The sequence below is a fragment of the Reinekea sp. genome, assembly GCF_982785585.1.
This window is the reverse complement of sequence record NZ_CEYAVF010000002.1, coordinates 111,112-133,059: the sequence shown is the minus strand read 5'-3', so window position 1 is coordinate 133,059 and position 21,948 is coordinate 111,112. Positions and strand designations below refer to the sequence as shown.

The 21,948-nt window shown below is 53.6% G+C and carries 20 protein-coding genes and 2 tRNA genes; 15 read left to right on the top strand and 7 right to left on the bottom strand.

The window, feature by feature from the left end; translation table 11 throughout:
* Positions 1–162: 162 nt before the first annotated feature.
* From AC4FIC_RS01700 to AC4FIC_RS01690, 3 genes are all read right to left on the bottom strand, one after another.
* Positions 163–1,353, bottom strand: a complete 1,191-nt coding sequence (locus AC4FIC_RS01700) for an MFS transporter (protein WP_100256560.1) — start codon at positions 1,351–1,353, stop codon at positions 163–165.
* A gap of 98 nt (positions 1,354–1,451) precedes the next feature.
* Positions 1,452–1,527, bottom strand: a tRNA-Asn gene (locus tag AC4FIC_RS01695).
* A 45-nt stretch (positions 1,528–1,572) separates the two neighbouring features.
* Positions 1,573–1,648, bottom strand: a tRNA-Asn gene (locus tag AC4FIC_RS01690).
* A gap of 321 nt (positions 1,649–1,969) precedes the next feature.
* Between AC4FIC_RS01690 and AC4FIC_RS01685 the strand changes: the two genes are divergently transcribed.
* From AC4FIC_RS01685 to tusA, 4 genes are all read left to right on the top strand, one after another.
* Complete coding sequence (locus AC4FIC_RS01685) at positions 1,970–2,509, top strand: energy transducer TonB (RefSeq protein WP_100256561.1); 540 nt, start codon at positions 1,970–1,972, stop codon at positions 2,507–2,509.
* Between the two features lie 202 nt (positions 2,510–2,711).
* Complete coding sequence (locus AC4FIC_RS01680; RefSeq protein WP_100256562.1) at positions 2,712–3,692, top strand: YheT family hydrolase; 981 nt, start codon at positions 2,712–2,714, stop codon at positions 3,690–3,692.
* Between the two features lie 2 nt (positions 3,693–3,694).
* Positions 3,695–4,768 carry a 23S rRNA (cytidine(2498)-2'-O)-methyltransferase RlmM gene (rlmM, locus tag AC4FIC_RS01675; RefSeq protein WP_100256563.1) on the top strand — a complete coding sequence of 358 codons (1,074 nt, stop codon included), beginning with the start codon at positions 3,695–3,697 and terminating at the stop codon, positions 4,766–4,768.
* Positions 4,765–5,010 carry a sulfurtransferase TusA gene (gene tusA, locus AC4FIC_RS01670; RefSeq protein WP_100256564.1) on the top strand — a complete coding sequence of 82 codons (246 nt, stop codon included), beginning with the start codon at positions 4,765–4,767 and terminating at the stop codon, positions 5,008–5,010. The genes rlmM and tusA overlap by 4 nt, the downstream gene beginning before the upstream one ends.
* 35 nt (positions 5,011–5,045) lie before the next feature.
* On the opposite strand, the gene AC4FIC_RS01665 is transcribed toward tusA, so the two are convergent.
* Entirely contained in the window at positions 5,046–6,476 is a 1,431-nt protein-coding gene (locus tag AC4FIC_RS01665) for an MATE family efflux transporter (protein ID WP_227003768.1), read from the bottom strand.
* Between the two features lie 167 nt (positions 6,477–6,643).
* On the bottom strand, positions 6,644–7,168 hold the full coding sequence (locus AC4FIC_RS01660) for a YkvA family protein (protein WP_420541417.1): 525 nt from the start codon (positions 7,166–7,168) through the stop codon (positions 6,644–6,646).
* Positions 7,169–7,408: 240 nt separating this feature from the next.
* Here AC4FIC_RS01660 and AC4FIC_RS01655 point away from each other — a divergent pair, with 240 nt between their 5' ends.
* The 3 genes from AC4FIC_RS01655 to AC4FIC_RS01645 all read left to right on the top strand — a co-directional run bounded on the left by AC4FIC_RS01655 (position 7,409) and on the right by AC4FIC_RS01645 (position 11,314).
* A complete protein-coding gene (locus tag AC4FIC_RS01655) occupies positions 7,409–8,296 on the top strand; it encodes an NAD(P)-dependent oxidoreductase (protein WP_273286366.1) in 888 nt (295 codons plus the stop codon).
* Between the two features lie 357 nt (positions 8,297–8,653).
* Positions 8,654–10,168 (top strand): ATP-dependent RNA helicase RhlB, encoded by a 1,515-nt coding sequence (gene rhlB / locus AC4FIC_RS01650; RefSeq protein ID WP_287418578.1) that lies wholly within the window; start codon positions 8,654–8,656, stop codon positions 10,166–10,168.
* Positions 10,169–10,171: 3 nt separating this feature from the next.
* Positions 10,172–11,314 carry a 4-phosphoerythronate dehydrogenase gene (locus tag AC4FIC_RS01645; RefSeq protein ID WP_100256568.1) on the top strand — a complete coding sequence of 381 codons (1,143 nt, stop codon included), beginning with the start codon at positions 10,172–10,174 and terminating at the stop codon, positions 11,312–11,314.
* Between the two features lie 110 nt (positions 11,315–11,424).
* Here AC4FIC_RS01645 and AC4FIC_RS01640 read toward each other — a convergent pair whose 3' ends face one another.
* On the bottom strand, positions 11,425–12,642 hold the full coding sequence (locus AC4FIC_RS01640) for a pyridoxal phosphate-dependent aminotransferase (RefSeq protein WP_100256569.1): 1,218 nt from the start codon (positions 12,640–12,642) through the stop codon (positions 11,425–11,427).
* A gap of 189 nt (positions 12,643–12,831) precedes the next feature.
* Between AC4FIC_RS01640 and msrB the strand changes: the two genes are divergently transcribed.
* Both msrB and AC4FIC_RS01630 read left to right on the top strand, forming a co-directional pair.
* On the top strand, positions 12,832–13,233 hold the full coding sequence (gene msrB / locus AC4FIC_RS01635; RefSeq protein WP_100256570.1) for a peptide-methionine (R)-S-oxide reductase MsrB: 402 nt from the start codon (positions 12,832–12,834) through the stop codon (positions 13,231–13,233).
* Positions 13,230–13,898, top strand: a complete 669-nt coding sequence (locus AC4FIC_RS01630) for a DNA-3-methyladenine glycosylase I (RefSeq protein WP_100256571.1) — start codon at positions 13,230–13,232, stop codon at positions 13,896–13,898. The genes msrB and AC4FIC_RS01630 overlap by 4 nt, the downstream gene beginning before the upstream one ends.
* 47 nt (positions 13,899–13,945) lie before the next feature.
* On the opposite strand, the gene argF is transcribed toward AC4FIC_RS01630, so the two are convergent.
* A complete protein-coding gene (gene argF, locus AC4FIC_RS01625; RefSeq protein ID WP_476194715.1) occupies positions 13,946–14,857 on the bottom strand; it encodes an ornithine carbamoyltransferase in 912 nt (303 codons plus the stop codon).
* A 265-nt stretch (positions 14,858–15,122) separates the two neighbouring features.
* On the opposite strand from argF, the gene grxD reads away from it, so the two are divergent.
* The 6 genes from grxD (at position 15,123) to AC4FIC_RS01595 (ending at position 21,947) form a co-directional block, all read left to right on the top strand.
* A complete protein-coding gene (gene grxD / locus AC4FIC_RS01620) occupies positions 15,123–15,449 on the top strand; it encodes a Grx4 family monothiol glutaredoxin (RefSeq protein ID WP_100256573.1) in 327 nt (108 codons plus the stop codon).
* Between the two features lie 140 nt (positions 15,450–15,589).
* Positions 15,590–16,351, top strand: a complete 762-nt coding sequence (locus AC4FIC_RS01615) for a HesA/MoeB/ThiF family protein (protein WP_476194234.1) — start codon at positions 15,590–15,592, stop codon at positions 16,349–16,351.
* A complete protein-coding gene (locus AC4FIC_RS01610) occupies positions 16,348–17,541 on the top strand; it encodes an MFS transporter (RefSeq protein ID WP_476194233.1) in 1,194 nt (397 codons plus the stop codon). Before AC4FIC_RS01615 ends, AC4FIC_RS01610 begins: the two co-directional genes overlap by 4 nt.
* A gap of 21 nt (positions 17,542–17,562) precedes the next feature.
* Positions 17,563–18,114 carry a YqgE/AlgH family protein gene (locus AC4FIC_RS01605; protein ID WP_100258706.1) on the top strand — a complete coding sequence of 184 codons (552 nt, stop codon included), beginning with the start codon at positions 17,563–17,565 and terminating at the stop codon, positions 18,112–18,114.
* Between the two features lie 260 nt (positions 18,115–18,374).
* On the top strand, positions 18,375–19,718 hold the full coding sequence (locus tag AC4FIC_RS01600; RefSeq protein ID WP_100256576.1) for a glycosyl hydrolase: 1,344 nt from the start codon (positions 18,375–18,377) through the stop codon (positions 19,716–19,718).
* 498 nt (positions 19,719–20,216) lie between these two features.
* A complete protein-coding gene (locus AC4FIC_RS01595) occupies positions 20,217–21,947 on the top strand; it encodes a hypothetical protein (RefSeq protein WP_273286052.1) in 1,731 nt (576 codons plus the stop codon).
* Position 21,948 lies beyond the last annotated feature (1 nt).

Here is a 21,948-nt window from a genome sequence, read left to right as displayed (position 1 = left end):
CGTTTGCTTAAGTTGCGCCGGGTGTAGGTCTGTTCGGCTGCACCCAACTGAAAGAAACCCCGCTTGCGGGGTTTTTTTTTGCCCCGCGTTCGTCTGAACGGCCCATATAAGCGCCAGTCTGACGGTATCTATAGCGGTCTCTGCATTGCTCTGACAAGGCGCTTAGTCAAGCGCTGGGTGATATTTTCTGCGCACTAGATAAACGCCGAGAGCCAGCATCATCAGAACCGTCGGGACCAGAGCGATGATGATGATCGCGCTCCAGCCCTGAGCGAACAGGATGGCTCCGGCAGCAAGCGAAGCGGTTGCTTGCAACACAAAGATTGAAAAATCATTGATCGCCTGGATCTTGAATTTCTCATGCGCCAGATAACTTTGCGCTAGCAGGGTGGTGCCGCCGATAAACAGGAAGTTCCAGCCCAAACCCAGGAGCACGAGAGCCCACCAATAGTGCAGGACATCGGCGCCGGCAAAGGCGACCACGGTGGTCAAGAGAAAGGCTAACAGCCCGGCATAGATAATCTTAAGGCTGCCAAAGCGGCGAATCAGTTCACCGGTGATCAGCGATGGCAGATACATGGCCATTATATGGCTCTGGATCACCCACTTGGTGCTTGCTAAGCTGTGCAGGTGCACCTCGTGCATGGCCAATGGGGTCGCGGTCATGACAAAGGCCATGACGCTGTAGCCAACGCACGCGGCCGAAATTGCGATCATCAGGGTTGGCCGGTTGAGGATGTTACGGATTGGCCCTTCGGTTGCGCTGGATTGCGCTGGGGCAATTTTTGGATCCGCCTTAAAAAAGAGTAAGAGGGCAAAGGCAATCAGGGTCGAGACGGACAACAGGGCATAGGAGCCGGCATAGTCGGCGGGCAATAGTGTCTGGCCCAGGGTGACGGTCTCAGTGCCGATCAGCGCGGCAAACACGCTACCGAGCATCAGAATCGATACCGCGCGGCCAGCCAGGCTGGGGTGGCTGGCGCCTTCGATGGCGGCGAAACGGAACTGCTGGACCACCGCGAGTGTCGAGCCAATGCCGGTGATGGCCAGCAAGAACACCGCAAACTGACTGTGGCTGATGGCCCAAGCTGCCAGTACAGAGCACAGGCTGGAGAGTAACATCGCCGCGAGAAAAACCGGCTTACGGCCAAAGCGCTGCATCAACAATGCCGCCGGTATAGCGCCGATGGTGAGACCGACAACCATTAGGCTGATCGGCAGAGTCGCCCATTGCGGCGATGGCGCGAGAGCCTTGCCGACAAAACCACTGCTGAGAACAATGGCCGATGAGATGGCCAGCGCGAACGGTTGAACCAATACCAATAACCAGCTGTTGCGCCCTAATCCAAACATATCGGCCCCTCTGAGGATCGACGGGCTGGCCCGACACGGGTGAGCTCGGCGTTCTGACGGCAAAAAAAAAGGCGTACCCTAGGGTACGCCTTACTATATGGCTCCTCGAGCTGGACTCGAACCAGCGACCAATAGATTAACAGTCTACTGCTCTACCAACTGAGCTATCGAGGAAAAGTCGGTATAATCACGTTGTTGGACGCGATGACAAAATTAGGTTGGCTCCTCGAGCTGGACTCGAACCAGCGACCAATAGATTAACAGTCTACTGCTCTACCAACTGAGCTATCGAGGAACAACGGGGACGTATTCTAATGTCAGCGCAGTAGGAGTCAATAGCTAAGGGATTGTTTTTTTTAGGTTTTTCCCGATTTAGATAAATTAGATCCGGTTTTGGCGCCATTTGCACACAAAGCACTCCGTGCTGGTTATTCTGTCACCAGGTGGGTCTGATGCATTTTTCTTCGGCTGGCTTTAAGGCCGGCTTTAGCAGGCGCGCCGTAAAGCTTTAATTTGGCTTTCGCCTAATTAGGCATCATTATTGCCGAATCAGGCATCATTATTGCTGATAGTCTCTGAATCGACCTAAAGCGTCAAAAATCCGAAGGAGTACAGTATGGTCACCCTAGAAATAATCGATGCGGGTGTGAAGATTGCGGCGGGCATGTTGCTCAGTGGCCTGGCCTTTCTTTATTATTTGCGCCGTCATCAGTCTTTGGACAGTCGTGCTGAAGCCGAAATCCGTCGGCGTCGAGAACTGTTCGAATTAGTGGCCGGCAATGTTGGTCGGGTGCACTACGTCTATCAACAGTATTTGGCCCTAGCGACCGAATTTACGCGCTACGGTCAACATTGGCCGAAGCCGCGCCGTGATGAGCTGGCCCGCGTTGGTGACGAATTGGCGTCGGTGTTTCATGCCTTAACCGAAGCCGAAAGCACGCTGTTATTGCTCGGTGAGAAACGGCTCGAACGGTCATTACGCATCTATGGGGCGAAAATAGTCATGCTTCGGCGTCAAATCTACGCCGAAAAGCAACAGCTTAGTGGTGAAGAAATCCATCTGCTTGATGACGTAAAAAAAGAAATATCGCAATTGAAAGAAAGTTTCTTTGACGCACTGAGTGTGCGCTATATGCCTAAGAAGGCTTCCCACTAATGGCCCGAAAACCCTGTAGAAGGTGCCAGCAGGTGCGTATGGGCACCCTAGTGTTGATGGTTTTTGTCTTAATTGGCTATGGTCTGCTTAAATCCTCGGCCTAAGAATGGCTGCCGGTGCAGTTAAATATCAGCTTTGACCTGTATTTTCCGACCCAAACCGTTATTATGCCCGCCGTTTTATCAGGTTTGGGCTCGCAGCAATGACACAGGCGTTATACGACTTCCCCTCCTATTCACCCAGCTTTGGGTTGTCCAATGGACATGTTCAATCTATCCTGCCAACCCTCTTGCGTCAGGTAACGGTGCCTTTTGAGCGCAGTCGCTTGGAATTGGCCGATGGCGATTTTCTCTTGTTAGATATGCTCCGGCAACCGGCCTCGTCGGCCCCTTGGGTCATTCTCAGTCACGGTTTGGAAGGGTCCAGTCGTCGGCCCTATATGCAGGGCATGGCACGCGCCTTTCACGCCGCGGGCTGGCAGGTGCTGGCCTGGAATTTCCGCGGTTGTGGCGGCGAGCCGAACCGGTTACCGCGCTTCTATCACAGCGGCGCCATCGATGATCTAAAGGCTGTTATGATGGAACTGCTGAATCATCAACAGGCTGAGAAAATATTTTTAACCGGCTTTAGTATGGGTGGTAACCAGACGGTACTGGCTCTTGCTGAGCCGGATCTGCCGGATGAGGTGATCGGGGGTGTCGGTTTCAGCGTGCCGCTTGATTTGGCCAGCTGCGCCGGGCGACTGGCGCAACCGGCGCAACGCCTCTACATGCAACGATTCCTGCGCGATCTCAAGGTCAAAATCAGTGCCAAGGCGGAACGCTTCCCCGAACAAATATCCAGTGCCAATTTTGCCGACATTAAAAACTTCCGTGATTTTGACGACCGTTATACCGGCCCCTTGCATGGTTTCACCGGCGCGCAGGATTATTGGGCGCAGTGCTCCAGTCGCAACGCCTTGCCCGACCTACGGCGGCCGACCCTGATCATCAATGCGGCCGATGATCCCTTTTTAGGCCGCAACTGTTTTGACTGTCATTTAGGTGTCCGGTCGAGTCAGTTGTTTATGGAAATTCCGACCAGTGGTGGCCACGTCGGTTTTGTACGGTGGAAACTTAATAGCGAGCTGTGGTCTGAAAAACGGGCCCTGGTATTTGCCAACTATCTTTTGGAGCGAACTTGATCATGACTGCATTACTGCTTTATTGCCGACCGGGTTTCGAAAAAGAATGTCTGGCGGAAATCACCTACATGGCCGGCGAAAAGGGTTATTTCGGCTGGTCTAATCTGCTGATTAATTCCGGCTTTGTAATCTTCGAAACTGAAAACGCCGCAGAGGTTTACCCGCTCTGGCAGAAGTCGGTCTTTTGTCGTGAAGCCTGGCCCATCCATCATCGTTTAGAGGATCTGGATCCGAGCGATCGCTTGGGGCCGATTCAGCAAGCGGTCACCAGTCTGGTCAGCGAGACGGGTGTGCGCCTGTTTGGCAATGTATCGTGTGAATACGCTGAGGGTGACGATTTTCACTCGACCTCCCGCTTTGCCGGCAAGTTTGTCCACCCGGTTCGCCAGGCCTTGCGCAACCAGGGGCTGTTGAGCAAAAAAGAAGACCCGAGCTTGCCGACACTACGGCTATTCTTTAAAGATTCTGCCCAGGTCCTGGTTGGTCTCGATGAGCCGCGTTTGCGCGCACCCTGGCCCATGGGCATCGCCCGACTCAGATTCCCCAGTGCCGCTCCGAGTCGCAGCACCCTCAAGCTTGAGGAGGCCTTTGCGGCCTTTCTCGGCCCGGAATGGCGAGCGCTCTTGGCTGATTGCCGTACCGGGGTCGATCTGGGCGCTGCGCCGGGCGGCTGGACCTGGCAATTGGTTAAGCAGGAGCTCTATGTCTACGCCGTCGATAACGGCTCGATGGACAAAACCCTAATGGCCTCAGGCCTGGTTGAGCATGTGCTGGCCGACGGCTTTACGTGGAAGCCGTTTAAGATGGTCGACTGGTTGGTCTGTGATATGGTCGAAAAGCCGGCCCGAGTGGCTCGGCTGATGTACGATTGGTTGGATGGACGGCATGCCAAATATGCCATCTTTAATCTTAAATTACCGATGAAAAAACGCTTTCATGAGTGGCAGGAAATTAAGGCTCAGCTCGACAGCCTGATCGCCGAAAATCACCCTAAAGCGGTTTTTAAAGCGCGCCAGCTGTATCATGACCGAGAGGAAATTACCGTTATGTTGGATCTAAGGAATCAAAACGGATGACCGAACAGCATGCCGATTGTGAACTCGACACCCGCGGTTTACGTTGCCCCGAGCCGGTGATGATGCTGCATCGGCAGCTGCGCAAGATGCAGGTAGGGGAGGTGGTGGCTTTATTGGCCACCGACCCAGCCACCTTGCGGGATGTACCGCAATTTTGTGAATTCCTGCCACATCGCCTAATTGCCTCGCTCAATCAGGACGATGACTATCGGTTTTGGATTGAGAAGGGCGAACGCCCTTAGGCGCCGCCAGTCAGCCGAGCAGACAAGTCTCCAGTCTAGGCCTTGAGCCGGTCGGTAATAGGGGTTGGCGGGTGACGGCTGATCAAGAAAAGTCGGATCAATAACCAAAACGCCGCATGAGATAGCCCCGCTATTAGCCCTATCCAAAAGCCAGGCGCGCCCATAGCGGGTACCAGCCAATCGCGAAATGCCAAAATATAGCCCAAGGGGATACCGATACCCCAAAACGATGACAGCATAATGTACATCGGGATACGGGTGTCCTTATAGCCGCGCAAGCCACTGATGCATACCACCTGTAAGACATCGGCGATCTGGAACATTGCGCCATAGCCTAGCAACAGTTCGGCCATCAACAGCACGTCGACCTCCGTGCTGTAAAGGCTCGCGATCGGCCTGGCGAAGCTGTACATCAGGGCCGCAAAGCAAAAAGAAATTGCCGTAACCATGATGATTGTACTGCGCGCGACCAAACGAGCGGTCTTGGGCTGTTCGGCACCGATCAAAAAAGAAATGCGTAGGGTGATTGCCAGTCCGATACTCATCGGCACCATAAAAAAGATGCTCACGACATTGAGCGCAATTTGATGGCCTGCTACGACATCCGTGCCCAGGGGGGCCAGCAATAGTGCAACCAACGAAAACATGGTGGCTTCGACAAATATCGTGAAGCCGATCGGTATGCCTAGGCCGAGTATTTGTCGGATAATGGCCAGGCTTGGTGCCATTCGGGCTTGCCAGAGGTGAAAATTCTCAAAGGCCGGCGCGACGTTAAGATACGCTAGCAGCAGCAACAGGCTGGCCCACTGGGCGATGGCCGTCGCCCACCCGCACCCGATGCCGCCCAGGGCCGGCATGCCCAGTTTGCCGTAAATAAGCACATAATTCAGTGGCGCGTTTATCAACACGGTTAGGATCGAAAACGCCATGAATATTTTGGTGTGTCCAAGGCCATCGGTCAAGCCGCGCAGCGACAGCAACAGCAAGATGGCCGGAATGCCAAGGGCGAAGGCCTTTAAATAGCCGGTGGTGATCCGGGCTGAGTTATCGCCCATCTGGATCAGCGCCAGCACCGGCTCGACATTGGTCAGTAGTAGTATGGCAATCAGGGCCGCGCCGAGCGAAATATAGGCCGCGTTCCAGGTCACCGGCATGATTTTATGGGGTTGGTTGGCGCCCCGATAGCCTGAAATAATCGGCTGAGTGGCATTTAGTAAACCGATCATGAAGAGCATGATCGGCAGCCACAGGCTGTTGCCAATGGCCACGCCGGTCAGGTCATCGGCACTGGCATGTCCCGCCATGATGGTATCGACCACGCCGTTGCTGATCTGCGCTAACTGGCCAATTAGGATCGGCGCGCCCAGTATCGTCAGGGTGAGCCATTCGCGTTTTATCCGAACCCCGAGCGGTTCATTCGCCTTGCCTATGGGCTGATGGTTTTCATCGATAATATCCAGGTTCATAGGCCTATTGGCTTGGCGCCAACCATAGAGGGAGAGGCATCTTAGCAAATAAACGCGTCGGGGCTTTCATTAATGAGTCATGACTTTGCGAAATCGGGTACAAAGACTGTTTTTAATTGGCCTTTGGAAGCCAAAGCCCGAACGACTCCGACCTCCTGGGCATGCCCTTAACGGTCCTTGGCTTCGTCTGGCATGGGGTCCGGCTTAATGTCGGACGCTTCGCTGGCATCCGGTTGGGCGTCAGCGGGGGGCTCGATCGGGCTGTCGGTCGGCGTGTTTTGTGCCGATTCCGACTCGGTGGCCTGCCAGCGAGCAAAGGCCTGGAGATCTTTGGCGACCTGGGTAAAGACCACACCAAGCACAAAGATATCGTCCAGATAGCCCAGCACTGGGATGAAGTCTGGAATAAGGTCGATTGGCGACAGCAAGTAAATTAAGCCTGCAATAATTGCGACGATGCTGGCGGTCGGTACCTCTTTGTAGTTGCCGGCGAGCCATTCTTTTACCAGGCTAATCATCAGCTTTAACTGTTCCCAAACCTCCTCTAAGGGCCCTTTGAGGCCTAAGGTTTTTTCCCATGCGCTTTCGGCGACTTTTTTGAGTTGCTCCGGATTGTCCATCATGGCCTCCGCCTTGTGTTTGACTTTATCGAATTGGGCTTTGATATTTTCCTCGTTTAACCTGTCTTTCATTTTGATCTCCATTTTGGTTATGCCTAGCAGTTGACTGCCACTTATCAGTCTAAGCATTATCCGTGCCTGGCCCCAAACCGCCGAGGACATGCGGTGGTTCGGGTTGATTGAGCAATAAAACCAAAACACTTAGCCAATTAGATCGATTGGCAAAATAATGCGGGTCTTAAAACTATCCGACGGCTTACAACGACCCTAGGCTGATGTATCTTGTATGGGTCGAATCGAGGAATAAACAATATGCCAAAGCACACAAAAATCGCCTTTATTGGCCTGGGCGTTATGGGCTTTCCCATGGCCGGTCACCTGTCTAAGGCTGAATTTTCGGTAACGGTTTATAACCGCAGCCCTGCCAAAGCCGAACTCTGGCAGCAGACCTATCGTGGCGAGCGCCAGAGCACACCCGGTTTGGCCGCCGCAGGCGCCGACATTGTGCTGGTATGCGTTGGCAATGATGAGGATGTCCGGTCTGTTTTCTATGGTGAAGAGGGAATCTTAGCGGTTATCCAGCCGGGGACCCTGGTTATCGACCACACCACCACCTCGGCGGATTTGGCGCGCGAATTGAGTCAGGCGGTGGCCGAACTGGGTGGCCAGTTCCTAGATGCGCCCGTGTCCGGGGGGCAAGCCGGTGCCGTCAATGGCCAGCTGTCGATTATGGCCGGTGGCACAGAGAGTGCTTTTGCGGCTGCGCTTCCGATCTTTGGCACCTACGGTAAGGGTTGGCAGTTACTCGGTCCGGCCGGGAGCGGACAGCTGTGCAAGATGGTCAATCAGCTCTGCATCGCCGGGATTCTGCAAGGTCTGTCCGAAGGTCTGGCCTTGGCCCTAGCATCCGGCCTCGATATCGGCACGGTGCAAAAGGTCTTGGCCGGTGGTGCCGCGCAAAGTTGGCAGCTGGAAAATCGGGCCCTAACGATGGCGCGCGGCGAGTATGATTTTGGCTTTGCCATTGATTGGATGGTCAAGGACTTAGGGTACTGTCTCGATGAGGCTGGTAGTAAAGGTTTGGCCTTACCCGTGGCCGCTCAGGTTCAGGGCTTTTACCAAGAGCTGCAGGCTGATGGCCAGAATCGCTGTGATACCTCAGCCCTGTTGAGTCGACTGGTTAAACCGTCCGAAAGCTAAGCAATAAGCGCCATTGGACGGTATGCGATCGCTCGTTGGGATGATGTGTGGCGATAGTCATGCACCGGCTCGGGATTATAGTTGGCGTGCCGCCCCGGTGCTCAAGCGGACACTCATTAGGAGTGTTTGTGGTCGGCCAAAATCTGCTGTCGTGATACGTTAAAAAATGAGCTACAATCCCCTGATCATGGCTCGGCAGCCGAGGTGTCCGAATCAAACCGACATCCGGCAGCCGACCATTGCTCTGAAGTTCTTTAAGCCAGAGCCCCAGAAAAGTACCAGACGTGTCTGGTTACATAATGAAACCAGGGTTTGGAGGCCGCGTGCCTTAACCCGTAATAGAGAATATGTGATTCTGTGACAAACCAAAATAAACGTTACCGTCGTCCAAGATGGCACATTGCTCAATTTAAAGTTGAAGAAGCTGCCGGAAAAGTAAGATTTCATGACCTCTTTTTACCCATCGCCCTGATGCGGGCAATCCAAGAAGTGGGTTACCAATACTGTAGTCCAATCCAAGCCATGACCCTGCCTTACGCTTTGGCCGGTTTTGATTGCATCGGTAAAGCCCAGACGGGAACGGGCAAGACCGCCGCCTTCCTGATCACGGCCATTACTGACTTATTGGAGCACCGTCTGGAAGAGCAATATCTGGGTGAGCCCCGTGCCTTGATTTTAGCGCCAACCCGCGAGCTGGCCCTGCAAATAGCAGAAGACGCCCAGCAGCTGACCAAATACAGCCGACTGAAAGTTGTTGCTGTGGTCGGTGGAATGGATTTCGAGAAGCAGCAGAAGCAGTTGGCTGAACAGCGTGTCGATATCATGGTAGCCACGCCCGGTCGGTTGATCGATTTCATGAACCGAAAGCTGGTGTTCTTAGATCAGATCGAGTTGCTGGTGATCGATGAAGCCGATCGCATGCTGGATATGGGCTTTATCCCCGATATTAAGACCATTGTACGGGCCACACCGCGCACTGAGAATCGTCAGACGCTGATGTTTTCGGCGACCTTCTCCCAGGATATTTTGAACCTGGCTGAGCGTTGGACTAATGAGCCAGTGCAGGTTGAAGTTGAACCCTTAACCAAGACCTCTGATGATGTAGAGCAGCATGTCTATATCATTTCCGCCGATGAGAAATACCAGGTGTTACGGCGCATTTTACGCCGCCCGGAAGCCGACCGAGTGTTGGTCTTCGCCAATCGCAAAGATATAGTGCGCGATCTGTCTGAAAATCTTAAGAAAGACGGTATCGAGTGTGAAGTATTGTCCGGTGATGTCCCGCAGAATAAGCGGATACGCACCCTGGACGGCTTTAAAGAAGGTAAGTTCGAAGTCCTGGTCGCAACCGATGTTGCTGGTCGTGGCATTCATATCGACGGCGTGTCACACGTGATTAACTACACTCTGCCGGAAGACGCCGAAGACTATGTACACCGCATTGGCCGCACCGGTCGTGCCGGTAAGAAGGGCGTATCGATCAGCTTTGCCTGTGAAGACGATTCGTTTCTGATTCCAGCCATCGAAGAGTACGTCAAGGCTAAAATCGATGTCGAAATGCTGCCAGAACATCTGCGCACGGATGAGATTGTTGACGCCGCCGTTGAGGTAGATAGCAGCGTCGACAGCGCGCTTGAAGAAGATTCGCCAAGTGTCACGCCGGTGCAGACCAAGGTTGAAGACCTAGACGACGAAGACGACGACGACAGCCACAAGCCGGTTGGTGAAGTAACTGCGGTGAATGTTGATCAGACTGAGGCGGGCCCGGAAATTACCGTCGATGTCGACTTCAATGATCCGGATGACGAAGATGACTTTGACGGTGATAACATCGGCAATGTTGCCATCGAAGCCGACGCGCCAAAGAGCTAAACTATGCCGACCTTGCGTATTGTGGCAGATGAAAATATGCCCAATGTCGAGGCCTGGCTGGCGGGCAGGGTGCAAACCATTGTCCGTCAAGCAGGCCGAACGCTAGGTTCGGCCGACCTGCTCGGGGCCGACGTACTGTTAGTGCGCTCGGTCACCCAGGTCAACCAAGCCCTGCTCCAGAATACCCCCATCCGTTTTGTCGGCAGTGCCACCATCGGCACCGACCATATCGATCTCGACTATCTGCACCAACACCAGATCCCCTTTGCCTTTGCTCCAGGCTGTAACGCTCAATCGGTCGCCGATTGGTTGCTGAGTATATTGTCTCGTTTGCATCTGGACCGTGAGCTCTGCTGGTGGCAACACACCATCGGTGTGGTGGGTGTTGGCAATGTCGGCAGCGTGGTGGTCGACCGTTTGCGCCAACTGGGTGTTTCGGTGCGGGTCTGCGACCCGGCCAAGCACCAACAGGGCCTGCTGCCTGACCATCTGGAATTGCCCGAACTGCTCGCGGCGTGCGATATTGTTTGTCTGCATACCCCCCATACCCGCTCGGGCCCGAATCCGACACACCAGCTGTTCGACCAAGCCCTGTTGGCTCAGATGCGGCCGGGTGCTTGGCTGATCAATGCCGGACGCGGGCCCGTAGTAGTCGAAGACGCCTTATTGGAGCGGTTGTCTGCGGGTCAGCTCAACGCTGTCCTCGATGTCTGGCCGAACGAACCCCAAGTGGCGCAAAGCCTGCTTTCTGAGGTCGCCCTTGCATCGCCGCACGTAGCCGGTTACAGCCTGGAGGGGCGGGCAAATGGGACCGCGATGATCGCCCATCAGCTAGCCCAGTGGGCCGGTTTGAGTCTGTCCGACGAGGTGCCCAGACCGCCGGTGGCGCCCCTAAATGCCGATCTCTACTATCATGAGGATATCCGGCAGTGGGCCAGCGCATTGGTTTTGGCGGTCTATGACCCGGCACGCGATAGCGTGACCATGGCCTGTTCTGTCGTGAACGATCACCTTGATGGGCAGATGTTTGATCGCTTACGTAAGGCGTATCCGACTCGGCGCGAGCTGGCCTCGGTACCCATTGCCCAGGCACCGCCGCAGTTGCGGGATTGGCTCGTCTGCTTGGGCTTTAACGACTTCATTTGAGCCCCGCCTTTGCAGCGAAGTGCCCTGGCCTTCCAGTCTTGCTGCCGTGTGCACGGCACTGTTTAGGTCAGATCATTGAGACCTGTGCTAACAGGCAAATTAAGCAGGGCTCAGTCTTGGCGATAGGCACTGAAAAAACGCGCCATACGTTCGGTCGCTTCCATCAATACGTCTTTCGGCGGCAAAAATACCATACGGAAGTGATCGACATCGGGATAGTTAAAACCGCGCCCGTGCACCACCAGAATTTTTTCCTGGCGTAACAGATCTAAGGCCATCTGTTCGTCATTGGACAAACCAAATTTGCGTTTGTCCATTTTCACAAAGAGATAGAGCGCGCCCTTAGGGTTGACCACCGATAAGCCAGGAATGGCATTGATCGCAGCAACCGATTGATTGCGCTGTTCATACATTCGGCCACCGGGCGCGGTCAAGTCGTTGATTGTTTGATAACCCCCGAGTGAGGTCTGGATGGCGTATTGCGCCGGAACATTAGGGCATAAACGCATGCTGGAAAGCATATTGAAGCCTTGGATAAGATCCTTGGCCATGTGTTTGGGTCCGGAGATCAGCATCCAGCCGGAGCGCCAACCACACAAACGATAGGCCTTTGACAGGCCATTGAAGGTCAGCGTCAGGACATCATGCGAGAGCGCGGCGAGGCAATGGTGCACGGCGCCATCATAGAGAATCTTGTCATAGATTTCGTCGGCCAGAATGATCAGGTCGTGTTGGCGAGCCAGTTCAACGATCTCAAGTAATAGGGCCTTGGAGTAGACCGCTCCGGTTGGGTTGTTCGGGTTGATCACCACGATAGCCCGGGTGCGGCTGTTAATCTTGGCTTTGATATCCTCTATATCGGGAAACCAGTCGGCCTGTTCGTCACAGCGATAGTGCACCGCCTTGCCGCCGCCTAGGGTCACAGCGCCGGTCCAGAGCGGGTAATCGGGTGCTGGTACGAGCACCTCATCGCCGGTGTTAACGATCGCGGTACAGGCTAGGTGAATCAATTCACTGGCACCGTTACCCAAATAGACGTCATCGACCTCAACATTGTGAACCCGCTGTTGCTGATAATATTGCATAACGGCTTTACGGGCCGAATAGATGCCCTTTGACTCAGAGTAACCCTCAGAATGCGGCAGATTTTTGATCACATCCTGAATGATCTCATCGGGCGCATCAAAGCCAAACGGCTTCGGGTTGCCGATATTCAACTTAAGAATGCGCTGGCCCTCGTCTTCCATGCGGGAGGCTTCATCGAGAACTGGGCCACGAATTTCATAGAAGATATTCGCCAGCTTGTCCGATTTTTTAATTTCCTTCATAGATTACTCTTCGCCAGGGTTGATCGGTGTATCGGTTGTCCGGTCCGCACAGCGAACCTCGATTGCAGTGGACTCCCGACCGGATAGGTCGATGCCAGAAAGGGAAAACAATTGGCACCTGAGCCCAATCCAGATAGTCTCCCCCCGAGTATAAAGACTCGGTGATTTAAATCCTATGGGAGATGTTCAGTGACCGACAAAATAATCAAAACGCCGGAGCAATGGCAGCAAAGTCTAACCGACGAGCAATTTCGAGTAACCCGGCAGGCCCACACCGAACGACCGTTCACCGGTATTTATTGGGATGAAACCAGTGCCGGCAGCTACCGCTGTATCTGTTGTAAAACGCCTCTCTTTAGTTCAGAGACCAAGTTTGACGCAGGCTGTGGCTGGCCGAGTTTTTACGCGTCAGTTGATAAGGCTGCCGTGCTCGAGAAACGCGATATCAGCCATGGCATGGTCCGCACCGAAGTAGTATGCGCCCAGTGCGATGCGCACCTGGGGCACCTGTTTGATGACGGTCCCGAGCCCAGTGGTTTGCGCTACTGCATTAACTCGGCCTCATTGGATTTGGCGAAAGAGACGCTATGACCTTCGAAGATTACTGGCACCAAGCACTCAACCATTACCAAAACGAGGCGCATATTCGCGCTCGATTTCCGCGTTTGCGCACTGCCGCAGAGCTGCGTAGCGTCACTGACGATCGCTATTTGAGTGCCATCAGCCAACGAGTGTTTCGCGCCGGTATGCGCCATTCGGTGGTTGATAGCCGCTGGCCGGCCTTCGAGGAACACTTTTGGGGCTTCGATCCGCGCGCCTGTCAATTAATCGATGACGCCCGTTTTGAGCAACTGATGCTAAACGCAGCGTTGATTCGTCACTGGCGCAAGATGAAAACCATACCCATCAATGCCCAGATGGTCAGCGACATCAGTCGTGAGTTCGGCTCCTTCGGAGACTTTATTGCGCAATGGCCGAGTGACGATATAGTCAGTTTATGGCTACTGTTCAAGAAGCGCGGCGCTTTTCTCGGTGGCGATGGCGGCGCTCGGGTGCTGCGAATGTTTGGCAAAGACACCTTCGTGCTGAGCAACGATGTGGTTCGGGTTTTAGTGAACGAGGGCGTGGTGTCAGCCAAGCCGACCGGGTTACGTGATTTGCACCGAGTGCAGGCATACTTTAACGACCTGCAGGAACAGTCCGGTTTACCTCTGTCAGCGGTCAGCACGGTGCTCGCGATGTCGATTGGCCCCTAAGGGGCCAATCGCTCGGCTAAGAGCTGGCCATGTTGAACGCGTCGCCGTTAGGCGTTGTTTAAGAGCAAAAATTCCAGCAAGGCCTTCTGCGCATGCAGTCGATTGCCGGCCTGTTCAAACACCCTAGAGCGCGGGTCATCGAGCATATCTTCACTTACCTCTTCACCGCGGTGAGCCGGCAGGCAGTGTAGAAATATCGCCTCGGCATCGGCCGTGTCGAGCAGGGCAGGGGACACCTGATAATCGGCGAAGGCTTGGCGTCTGAGTTTGGTTTCTTCTTCCTGGCCCATGCTGGCCCAAACATCGGTGGTAACCAGGTGGGCACCTCGGCACGCCTCACTGGCGGAGCGATACAGGGTGACGCGCTGACCGGCTTGGGCAAGCAAGGCCGCCATCGGCTCGTAACCCTCCGGGCATGCTATGTTGAGCTTAAAATCAAACAACATCGCCGCGTTAATGTAGCTGTTGCACATATTATTGCCGTCGCCAATCCAGGTTACGGTTTTGCCCGCAATAGAGCCTCGTGCCTCTATATAGGCTTGCATATCGGCGAGCAACTGACAGGGATGGTAATCGTCGGTCAGGGCATTGATCACCGGCACCGAGCTGTATTGCGCAAAGGTGGCGATCTTAGAGTGTTCAAAGGTCCGCACCATGACCGCATCGACCATTTCGGACAGAACGCGCGCGCTGTCTTCAATCGGTTCGCCCCGACCCAACTGGGTGTCGCGCGGCGACAGGAAAATGGCCGTGCCGCCCAGTTGATTCATGCCGGCTTCAAATGAAACTCGAGTCCGAGTTGACGATTTTTCGAAAATCATCGCCAATACCCGGCCCTTAAGAGGCTCATAGACAGTCCGGTTTTTGTGCATCTGCTTTAATTCAGAGGCGCGTGCGATGATTTGCAGTGCTTCGCTCTGGCTTAAATCATTCAGGGTGAGGAAGTGACGGACTGACATGGTAGCTGGCTCCAATATGAGCGGGGAATTCGATAGGCTATCATGGCTTTTGAGCCGCATCAATGCTGGTTTGCTGCGATTTTGGCGACACTGGCTGGCAGTATCCGCAACACCGGGGCTGCCCTCAGAATCGCGTGGCCTGGAGAGTGTTTCGTGGCCAAATCGACCTGAGGCCTATTTGTCGATAACCGTTAGGGCAGGGCTGGTGGTCTGAACTTAAATCGGTACAATGGGGCGCAGATATCTGACTAGATTGGTAGGTTATATGAGCGACACCTTAGAAAACATCAAAGAACAAATTAGTAGCAATGCAGTGCTTCTCTATATGAAGGGCAATCCCAATCAGCCGATGTGCGGTTTTTCGGCTAAAACGGTGCAAGCTGTCATGTCTTGCGGCGAACGATTTGCCTATATCGACATTTTGCAGCATCCCGATATTCGGGCTGAATTGCCGAAATTTGCCAACTGGCCGACCTTTCCTCAGCTGTGGGTCAAGGGCGAATTAATTGGCGGGTGCGATATAGTGACCGAAATGTCCGAAAGCGGCGAACTTGAGACTTTGATCAAAGCGTCGTCGGCCCCTGCCGAGTAAAGGCAGGTCCTGACCCGCTCAATAGATTGATTAAGCAAACCCTTTGCCGAGCAGTCTGCAAAGGGTTTTTTAGTTTTTGTCGCCCATAACAGCCGACGCTATGGCGGTCGGTTCATTCCGAACGGTGGTGTAAAGCCTCTATGATAAGCCTAAGCGATGACCAGCTGTTACGTTATGCCCGCAACATACTCTTGCCCGAGGTCGACGTCGCCGGACAGGCCCGCCTATTGGCCAGTCATGTCGCGGTAATCGGCGTCGGCGGCCTCGGCAGCCCGGTGGTTCAATATTTGGCCGCCGCCGGTATCGGTCAGCTATCCTTGGTTGACGACGATCTTGTTGAGGTGACCAACCTGCAGCGGCAAATTATTCATGATACGACTCAGCTCGGAGTCGCCAAGGTCACCAGCGCCGAGGATTATATTCATCGCCTCAACCCGGAGGTTCGAGTAACCGCCTACGCTGAGCGCCTAACAGCGGTCAACTGTGCTGCTATGCTAGCGAACGTCGATCTAGTGGTTATCGGGACCGATAACTTTGCCAGTCGTTATCTGGTTAATGCCTTTTGCCAACGCGAGCAGATCCCCCTGATAAGTGGTGCTGCCATCGGTACCAGCGGTCAGGTGAGCAGTTTCGACTTTGCCCGCCACGCCAGCCCCTGTTTTGAGTGCCTCTACCCCCAAGGCCAAGATGAGCACCTGAGCTGCGCCAGTGCCGGCGTACTAGGGCCGGTCGTGGGTACCATCGGCTCTATTATGGCGCTGGAGACCATAAAAATCCTCCTCAACCTTGGTCGCCCGTTGTTTGGCCGGCTGTTGAGCTGGGACGCTCGCGAGATGGATTGGCAGACCTTTAACTTCACTCGGGCAATTGATTGCCCAAGCTGTCATGAGACCCCGGTATGAGTTCGGATCAAAACCAACGCGAAAACTTCTTGTTATTGATTGCCTTTGCCATGCCTATCGCGTTTTCGGCGTGGATGGCCCTGCTCAATAATTTCACCATCGAGATGGCCCAATTTACCGGTAAGGAAATTGGCGTTTTGCAGAGCCTGCGTGAGGTGCCTGGTTTTCTCGCCTTCACGGCCGTGTTCATTCTCTGGTATATCCACGAGCAGCGCTTTGCCGTAATGGCTCTATTTACGCTCGCCATTGGTGTCTTCTTGACCGGATTTTTTCCGTCCACACTCGGGCTCTATTTGACCACGGTGCTGATGTCGATTGGCTTCCATTATTTGGAAACCCTCAATCAATCGCTCACCCTGCAATGGTTGCCCAAGGAACGGGCCGCCGAATTTATGGGTCGGGCCCTGTCGGTTAAGGCTGTGGCCGCTGTGGCCGCCTTTGGCGGTATCTGGCTGAGCATCGAATATTTTGCCTTGCCGTATCGCTATGTTTATGGTCTGTTTGGCGGACTAACGTTAATTCTTGTGCTCTATATGGCGTTGCGATTCCCCTTGTTCCCCGCCAAGACGCCCCAGAATAAACATTTGGTACTGCGCAAACGCTATTGGCTCTTTTATCTGCTTACTTTTTTGAGCGGGGCACGTCGGCAAATCTTTGTGGTTTTTGCCGGCTTCCTGATGGTGGAGAAATTTGGTTACAGTGCCGGGCAGATTGCCCTGCTGCTGCTAATAAATTATTTTTTCAATATGTTTTTTGCGCGTAAAATCGGTGCCTGGATCGGTCGGATTGGCGAGCGCAAGGCCCTAACCTTAGAATACCTCGGTTTGACGCTGGTGTTTTGCGGCTATGCGCTGGTCGAAAATCCTTGGTTCGCCGCGAGCCTGTATATTGTCGACCATTTGTTTTTCGCTATGGCCATTGCCATCAAAACCTATTTTCAAAAGATAGCCGACCCTAAGGATATGGCCTCCAGTGCCGGTGTGTCATTCACCATCAACCATATAGCTGCCGTGGCCTTGCCGGCCATGTTGGGCCTGGTCTGGTTAGTATCCCCGGAGTTGGTATTTTACGTGGGTGCCGGTCTGGCCCTGGTTTCGCTGATCTGCAGCCAATGGATACCCAACCTGCCGCAACCGGGTTACGAGACAACCCGAACGCGAATTCGACCATTGCCCGGCGAAGCTATTTAAAGGAGTAAGTTTGTGACCGATATGAATTTGAGTCATCATTTTTTAATCGCGATGCCCTCGATGGCCGATCCGGAGTTTGCTGGCACCGTCAGCTATATTCTGCAGCACGATGCGCAGGGCGCCATGGGGGTTATTATCAATCGCCCTAGCTCCTATCGTCTGGCCGAAATTTGCGAGTCTGCAAGCATTAGCCCGGTCGATGCGCTCACCGGCGAACATGGTGTGCATCTTGGCGGACCGGTGAGTTCCGAACAGGGCTTCGTCTTGCATCGACTGTCGGAACGAGTCTGGCAGGGTTCAGTGGATAACGGCAATCTGGGTCTCACGACCAGTACGGATATACTGCAAGCTCTGGCCCAAGGAGAAGGACCGAGCGATTATATTTTTTGCCTAGGTTACTCCGGTTGGTCCGAAGGCCAATTGGAGGAAGAACTCAAACAGAATGCTTGGCTGACGGTCGCCGCGGACAACGATATTATTTTTGCCGCCGAGGACGCGAGCAAATACCAACGGGCTCTGACCCTACTCGGCATCGATATCGCAGCCCTGTCCGGCCACGGCGGCCAAGCCTAGGCGTTACCCGCAATATAGTCCCAAATCTATAGTTCTCCATTACCCGCTAAATCCTTCTTTTAACATCCAGACAGCTTGTTATCGTTTGATCCTAATAACCGGAAGGATAGGTTGATGGCTTTGCTCGCTGCCTGTGCACGAGCAACCGTTCTATCCTCCGGTTACGCGCAATGAATTGCCATTATTAATCGCAATCAGTGTGATATGTATCCGTTATTATTAAGGATAATTAATTTTTTCTATAAAATATTAGGTGAAACATGGACGTATTTAGAAGCATTATCCAGGCGACCCTGCTAGTTTCATGCGCCCTCGGCGCAACCGCAAACGCTCAATCCTACCCCGACTGCAGCAATGGAACCGCCTTAGACGGCACCGGCTATGGTTGGCAAAACAACCAATCCTGCTTCCGCTACCCCGACTGCAGCAACGCTTCGGCCGATCCTGACGGTGATGGCTGGGGCTGGCAAGATGCCAATGTATGTGTGATGCATCACAGTTGCAGCGCACAATCGGCCGATCCGGACGGTGACGGCTGGGGCTGGGAAGATAACACCACCTGCTCAGCCAACAGCAGCGGGGCTGCCAGTGGACTGGCCAACGGGTCTGCCAACCAAACCACACAGGATATTTATCGCTACCTGCAAAACCTCCCCAACAAGAGTACCAATCGCGTTCTTTCTGGCGCATTTGGCGGTTATTCGGGTATATCCGGTGGCAGTGCCTTTAGCCTGGCAGAGTCCGATAAGATTAAGGCGTGGACCGGTCAACGACCGGCGATTTACGCTTGCGATTATGCCCGAGGCTGGGATCGTGCCAACCGGGTCGCCGATCTGATTAACTATGACTGCAACGCGACGCTGAAAAATTTATTTAACAATCAAGGCGGATTGGTGCAAATCAGCAACCACTTGCCGAGCCCGATTCCCACCAATGGCGGTGGGTTAAAGAACCCTATCGCTAATTGGCAGTATGCGAAAATATTTCAACAGGGTCATGATATTCGTAAGCGATGGTTTCAAATACTGAACAAGGTTGCCGATGGTCTAGAGGACCTGCAGAATTCTGGCGTCACGGTCATCTATCGGCCCTTGCACGAAATGACGGGTGAATGGTTCTGGTGGGGCGCAAGCGGCTACAACACTAATGATGCTGTGCGTCATGCGCTCTATAAAAGATTATGGATCGAAATGTACCATTACTTTACCCAGGATAGAGGTTTAAATAACCTCATCTGGGTCTACTCACCCGATGCCAATCGCGACTATAAGATGAGCTTTTATCCGGGGGATGACTATGTCGATGTGGTCGGCCTAGATGCCTATAACCTGAGCATTTGGGATGCCAAGGTGCAACGCGGATATGACGAGCTGTCAGAGGTGAACAAGCCCTTTGTGTTTGCTGAGATCGGGCCGAGCCAGGCTGTTTTTGACGCGCACGGAAAGTATGATTTCGAACAATTTATCAATGCCCTACACAGTAACTTCCCTAAGACATCATACTTCATACCCTGGAATGATGCCTGGAGCCCGACGGCCAATGCCAATGCCTGGAGTCTCTACAACGATCCTTGGACGGTCAACCTCGGTGAGTTGGCTTATTGACCAACGCACTCATTAACGCCGGGCGAGTGGACAGACCTCACCCTGTCCTAACCGCGCCATGCCACCAATGAGGTCTCGTTGGTCAGCGCCCTGAAATCCAACAGGCTTCATATTAGGCTATTTTTGCCCGTTGTGGCCCCTGTGTCGGGCGCCTAATATGCTTGCTGACGTCAAACGGTAATGAATCGGGACGGCCCTGAGTCAGCAGGGTGCCGTCCTAGGTTGTCGAGTTGACGTCTGTGCGCCGAGCTTTAGGCGAACGTGAATAGACGCTAGGCAAAGGATAGGCGGAGTTTGTGTGTGCCTAACCCTAAGGCCCATGCTCTGAAGTCCGTTCGCCGCAGCTGGGCAACAGCAACATTAACTGGACTAGAGGGCCGTTATGGTTTGTTGATTGTTAAATAGTAGCCTTGCAAGCTGACGGAAGGTTTGGCAATCCCCGTAGTGATAAATGGTCCCTGACGTGTCACCCATCATTGACGCCTTGGGGGTGTTAGCATGAAAAATTTTCTTTTAATCTTGGCTTTTTTAACCGGCCTGTTCTCGACATCGATGGCCTGGGCCGACGCCGAAGTGAACTTGGTCAGTGCCATGAGTCGAGTCTATTCCTATCGTGGTTTAGGTGGTCAGGAAGCGCGCTTTGTTATCAAGGTCGACAACCTCGCACCGAATAAGACCGTTAACCTTTATTATCAGGCGCACGACGGGCAGTGGCGCGACTTGCTGGCTAACTATCTCGGTGTGGCCGGCGACGGCCGGGAGGTTTGGCAAGCGTCGATGACCCTATGCACCGTAGTCGACAGTTGGCGCTGCGATGAAATTACCGCAACCGACCTGAACTTTGCCGTGCGGGTAGAGGCCAACGACCAAATATTTTGGGACAATAACCAGCAACAAAATTTCCACTTGGGGATGAACGATGGCTATATGCTCGCACCCAATTATCAGGTGTTGATTAACGATAAGGGCGAGATTCGTTGCGATACCCAGATGGATCGTTGTGATCTGTCCGGCGGTCGTATCCTACTGCAAAATTTGGCACCCCTGAAGACCGTCACCTTGGTTTACTCCCTGGACGACTGGCAAACTACGGCGCAGGTCTCTGCTGAATTTATCGATACCACTGGGTCTCACCCGTTAAGCCGCTTCACCAATCCAGGTGTCCAGGGCGGTGAATTGTGGCGCTTTTCAATTCTTGGCTTGCCAGCAAATGCCGACGATCTAAAGTACTTTGTTAAATATGATTTTGGCGGACCGGTGGCGGTAGACAATAATTATGCCCAGAATTATCGTCTGGGCATACCCGACTTTCCCGCAGTCTATCTTCGCGGCACCCACAACGACTGGAATGTCGAGAGCGGCTATCAGTCCATGCAGAAATTCACCAATTACGCAGGCGACTCTTACTGGCAAAACACCATTGAATTCAGCGGCCACTCTCCAAGCGAGCGGTTTAAGTTCGATATCGATCCGGTCGATAATCCCTGGCTGTGGAACTACGGCGATTCTGATAATGACGGTCGCAACTGGCAGGGCATTGCCGAACCCGACGGTGGCGATATTAAAATCTTGGGCGGACCCGGTTATTATCGGGTGAGCTTCTATGATGACAGTCATGCCTATCAGGTCGAGAAACTCAGTTTTGGACCCTTTCCCGCCGCGCGAACGTTAGTCTTTATTCAGGCCGAAAATCCCGATGATGAGCCGACCTTTTTGCGCGGCGGCATTGACTGGGGCTATTCCCAAACTGTTCGAGGGGTCGACTGTGGCGCCAGTGAGGCAGCCAAGTGGGACTGCGCCATTCCGATGCGCCATCGACTGGGACGGGACGATCCAGCGCGCAGCAACGATTGGTACCTCGACTGGCACGGCGCTGAGGACCAACAGGGCGAAGTGATTGGCAGCCCGATGATCTGGACAACCAACGATGCCGACTTTGGCAAAACGGTTATCGACGACGGCTATGGCTATACTCCGCTGAATCTTTGGGGTGATAATTACTGGCTGTTGGATGCCGAGGTCTATTGCAACGGTGTTGCAGTGGTCGACGAACTGGGCCAACATTGGTTTGAATTGAAATCCTACAATGGTGATGGTCTTGGATGGGAAGGTGATATCCAGCAAGCCAACACACCTTACGTGTCGAACAATCACTTTGCCCAGTGTGGTAAGACCAATGTCTTTAAACGCAATCAGAACGGAGCCCTAATTTATCAACTCTATCCCTGAT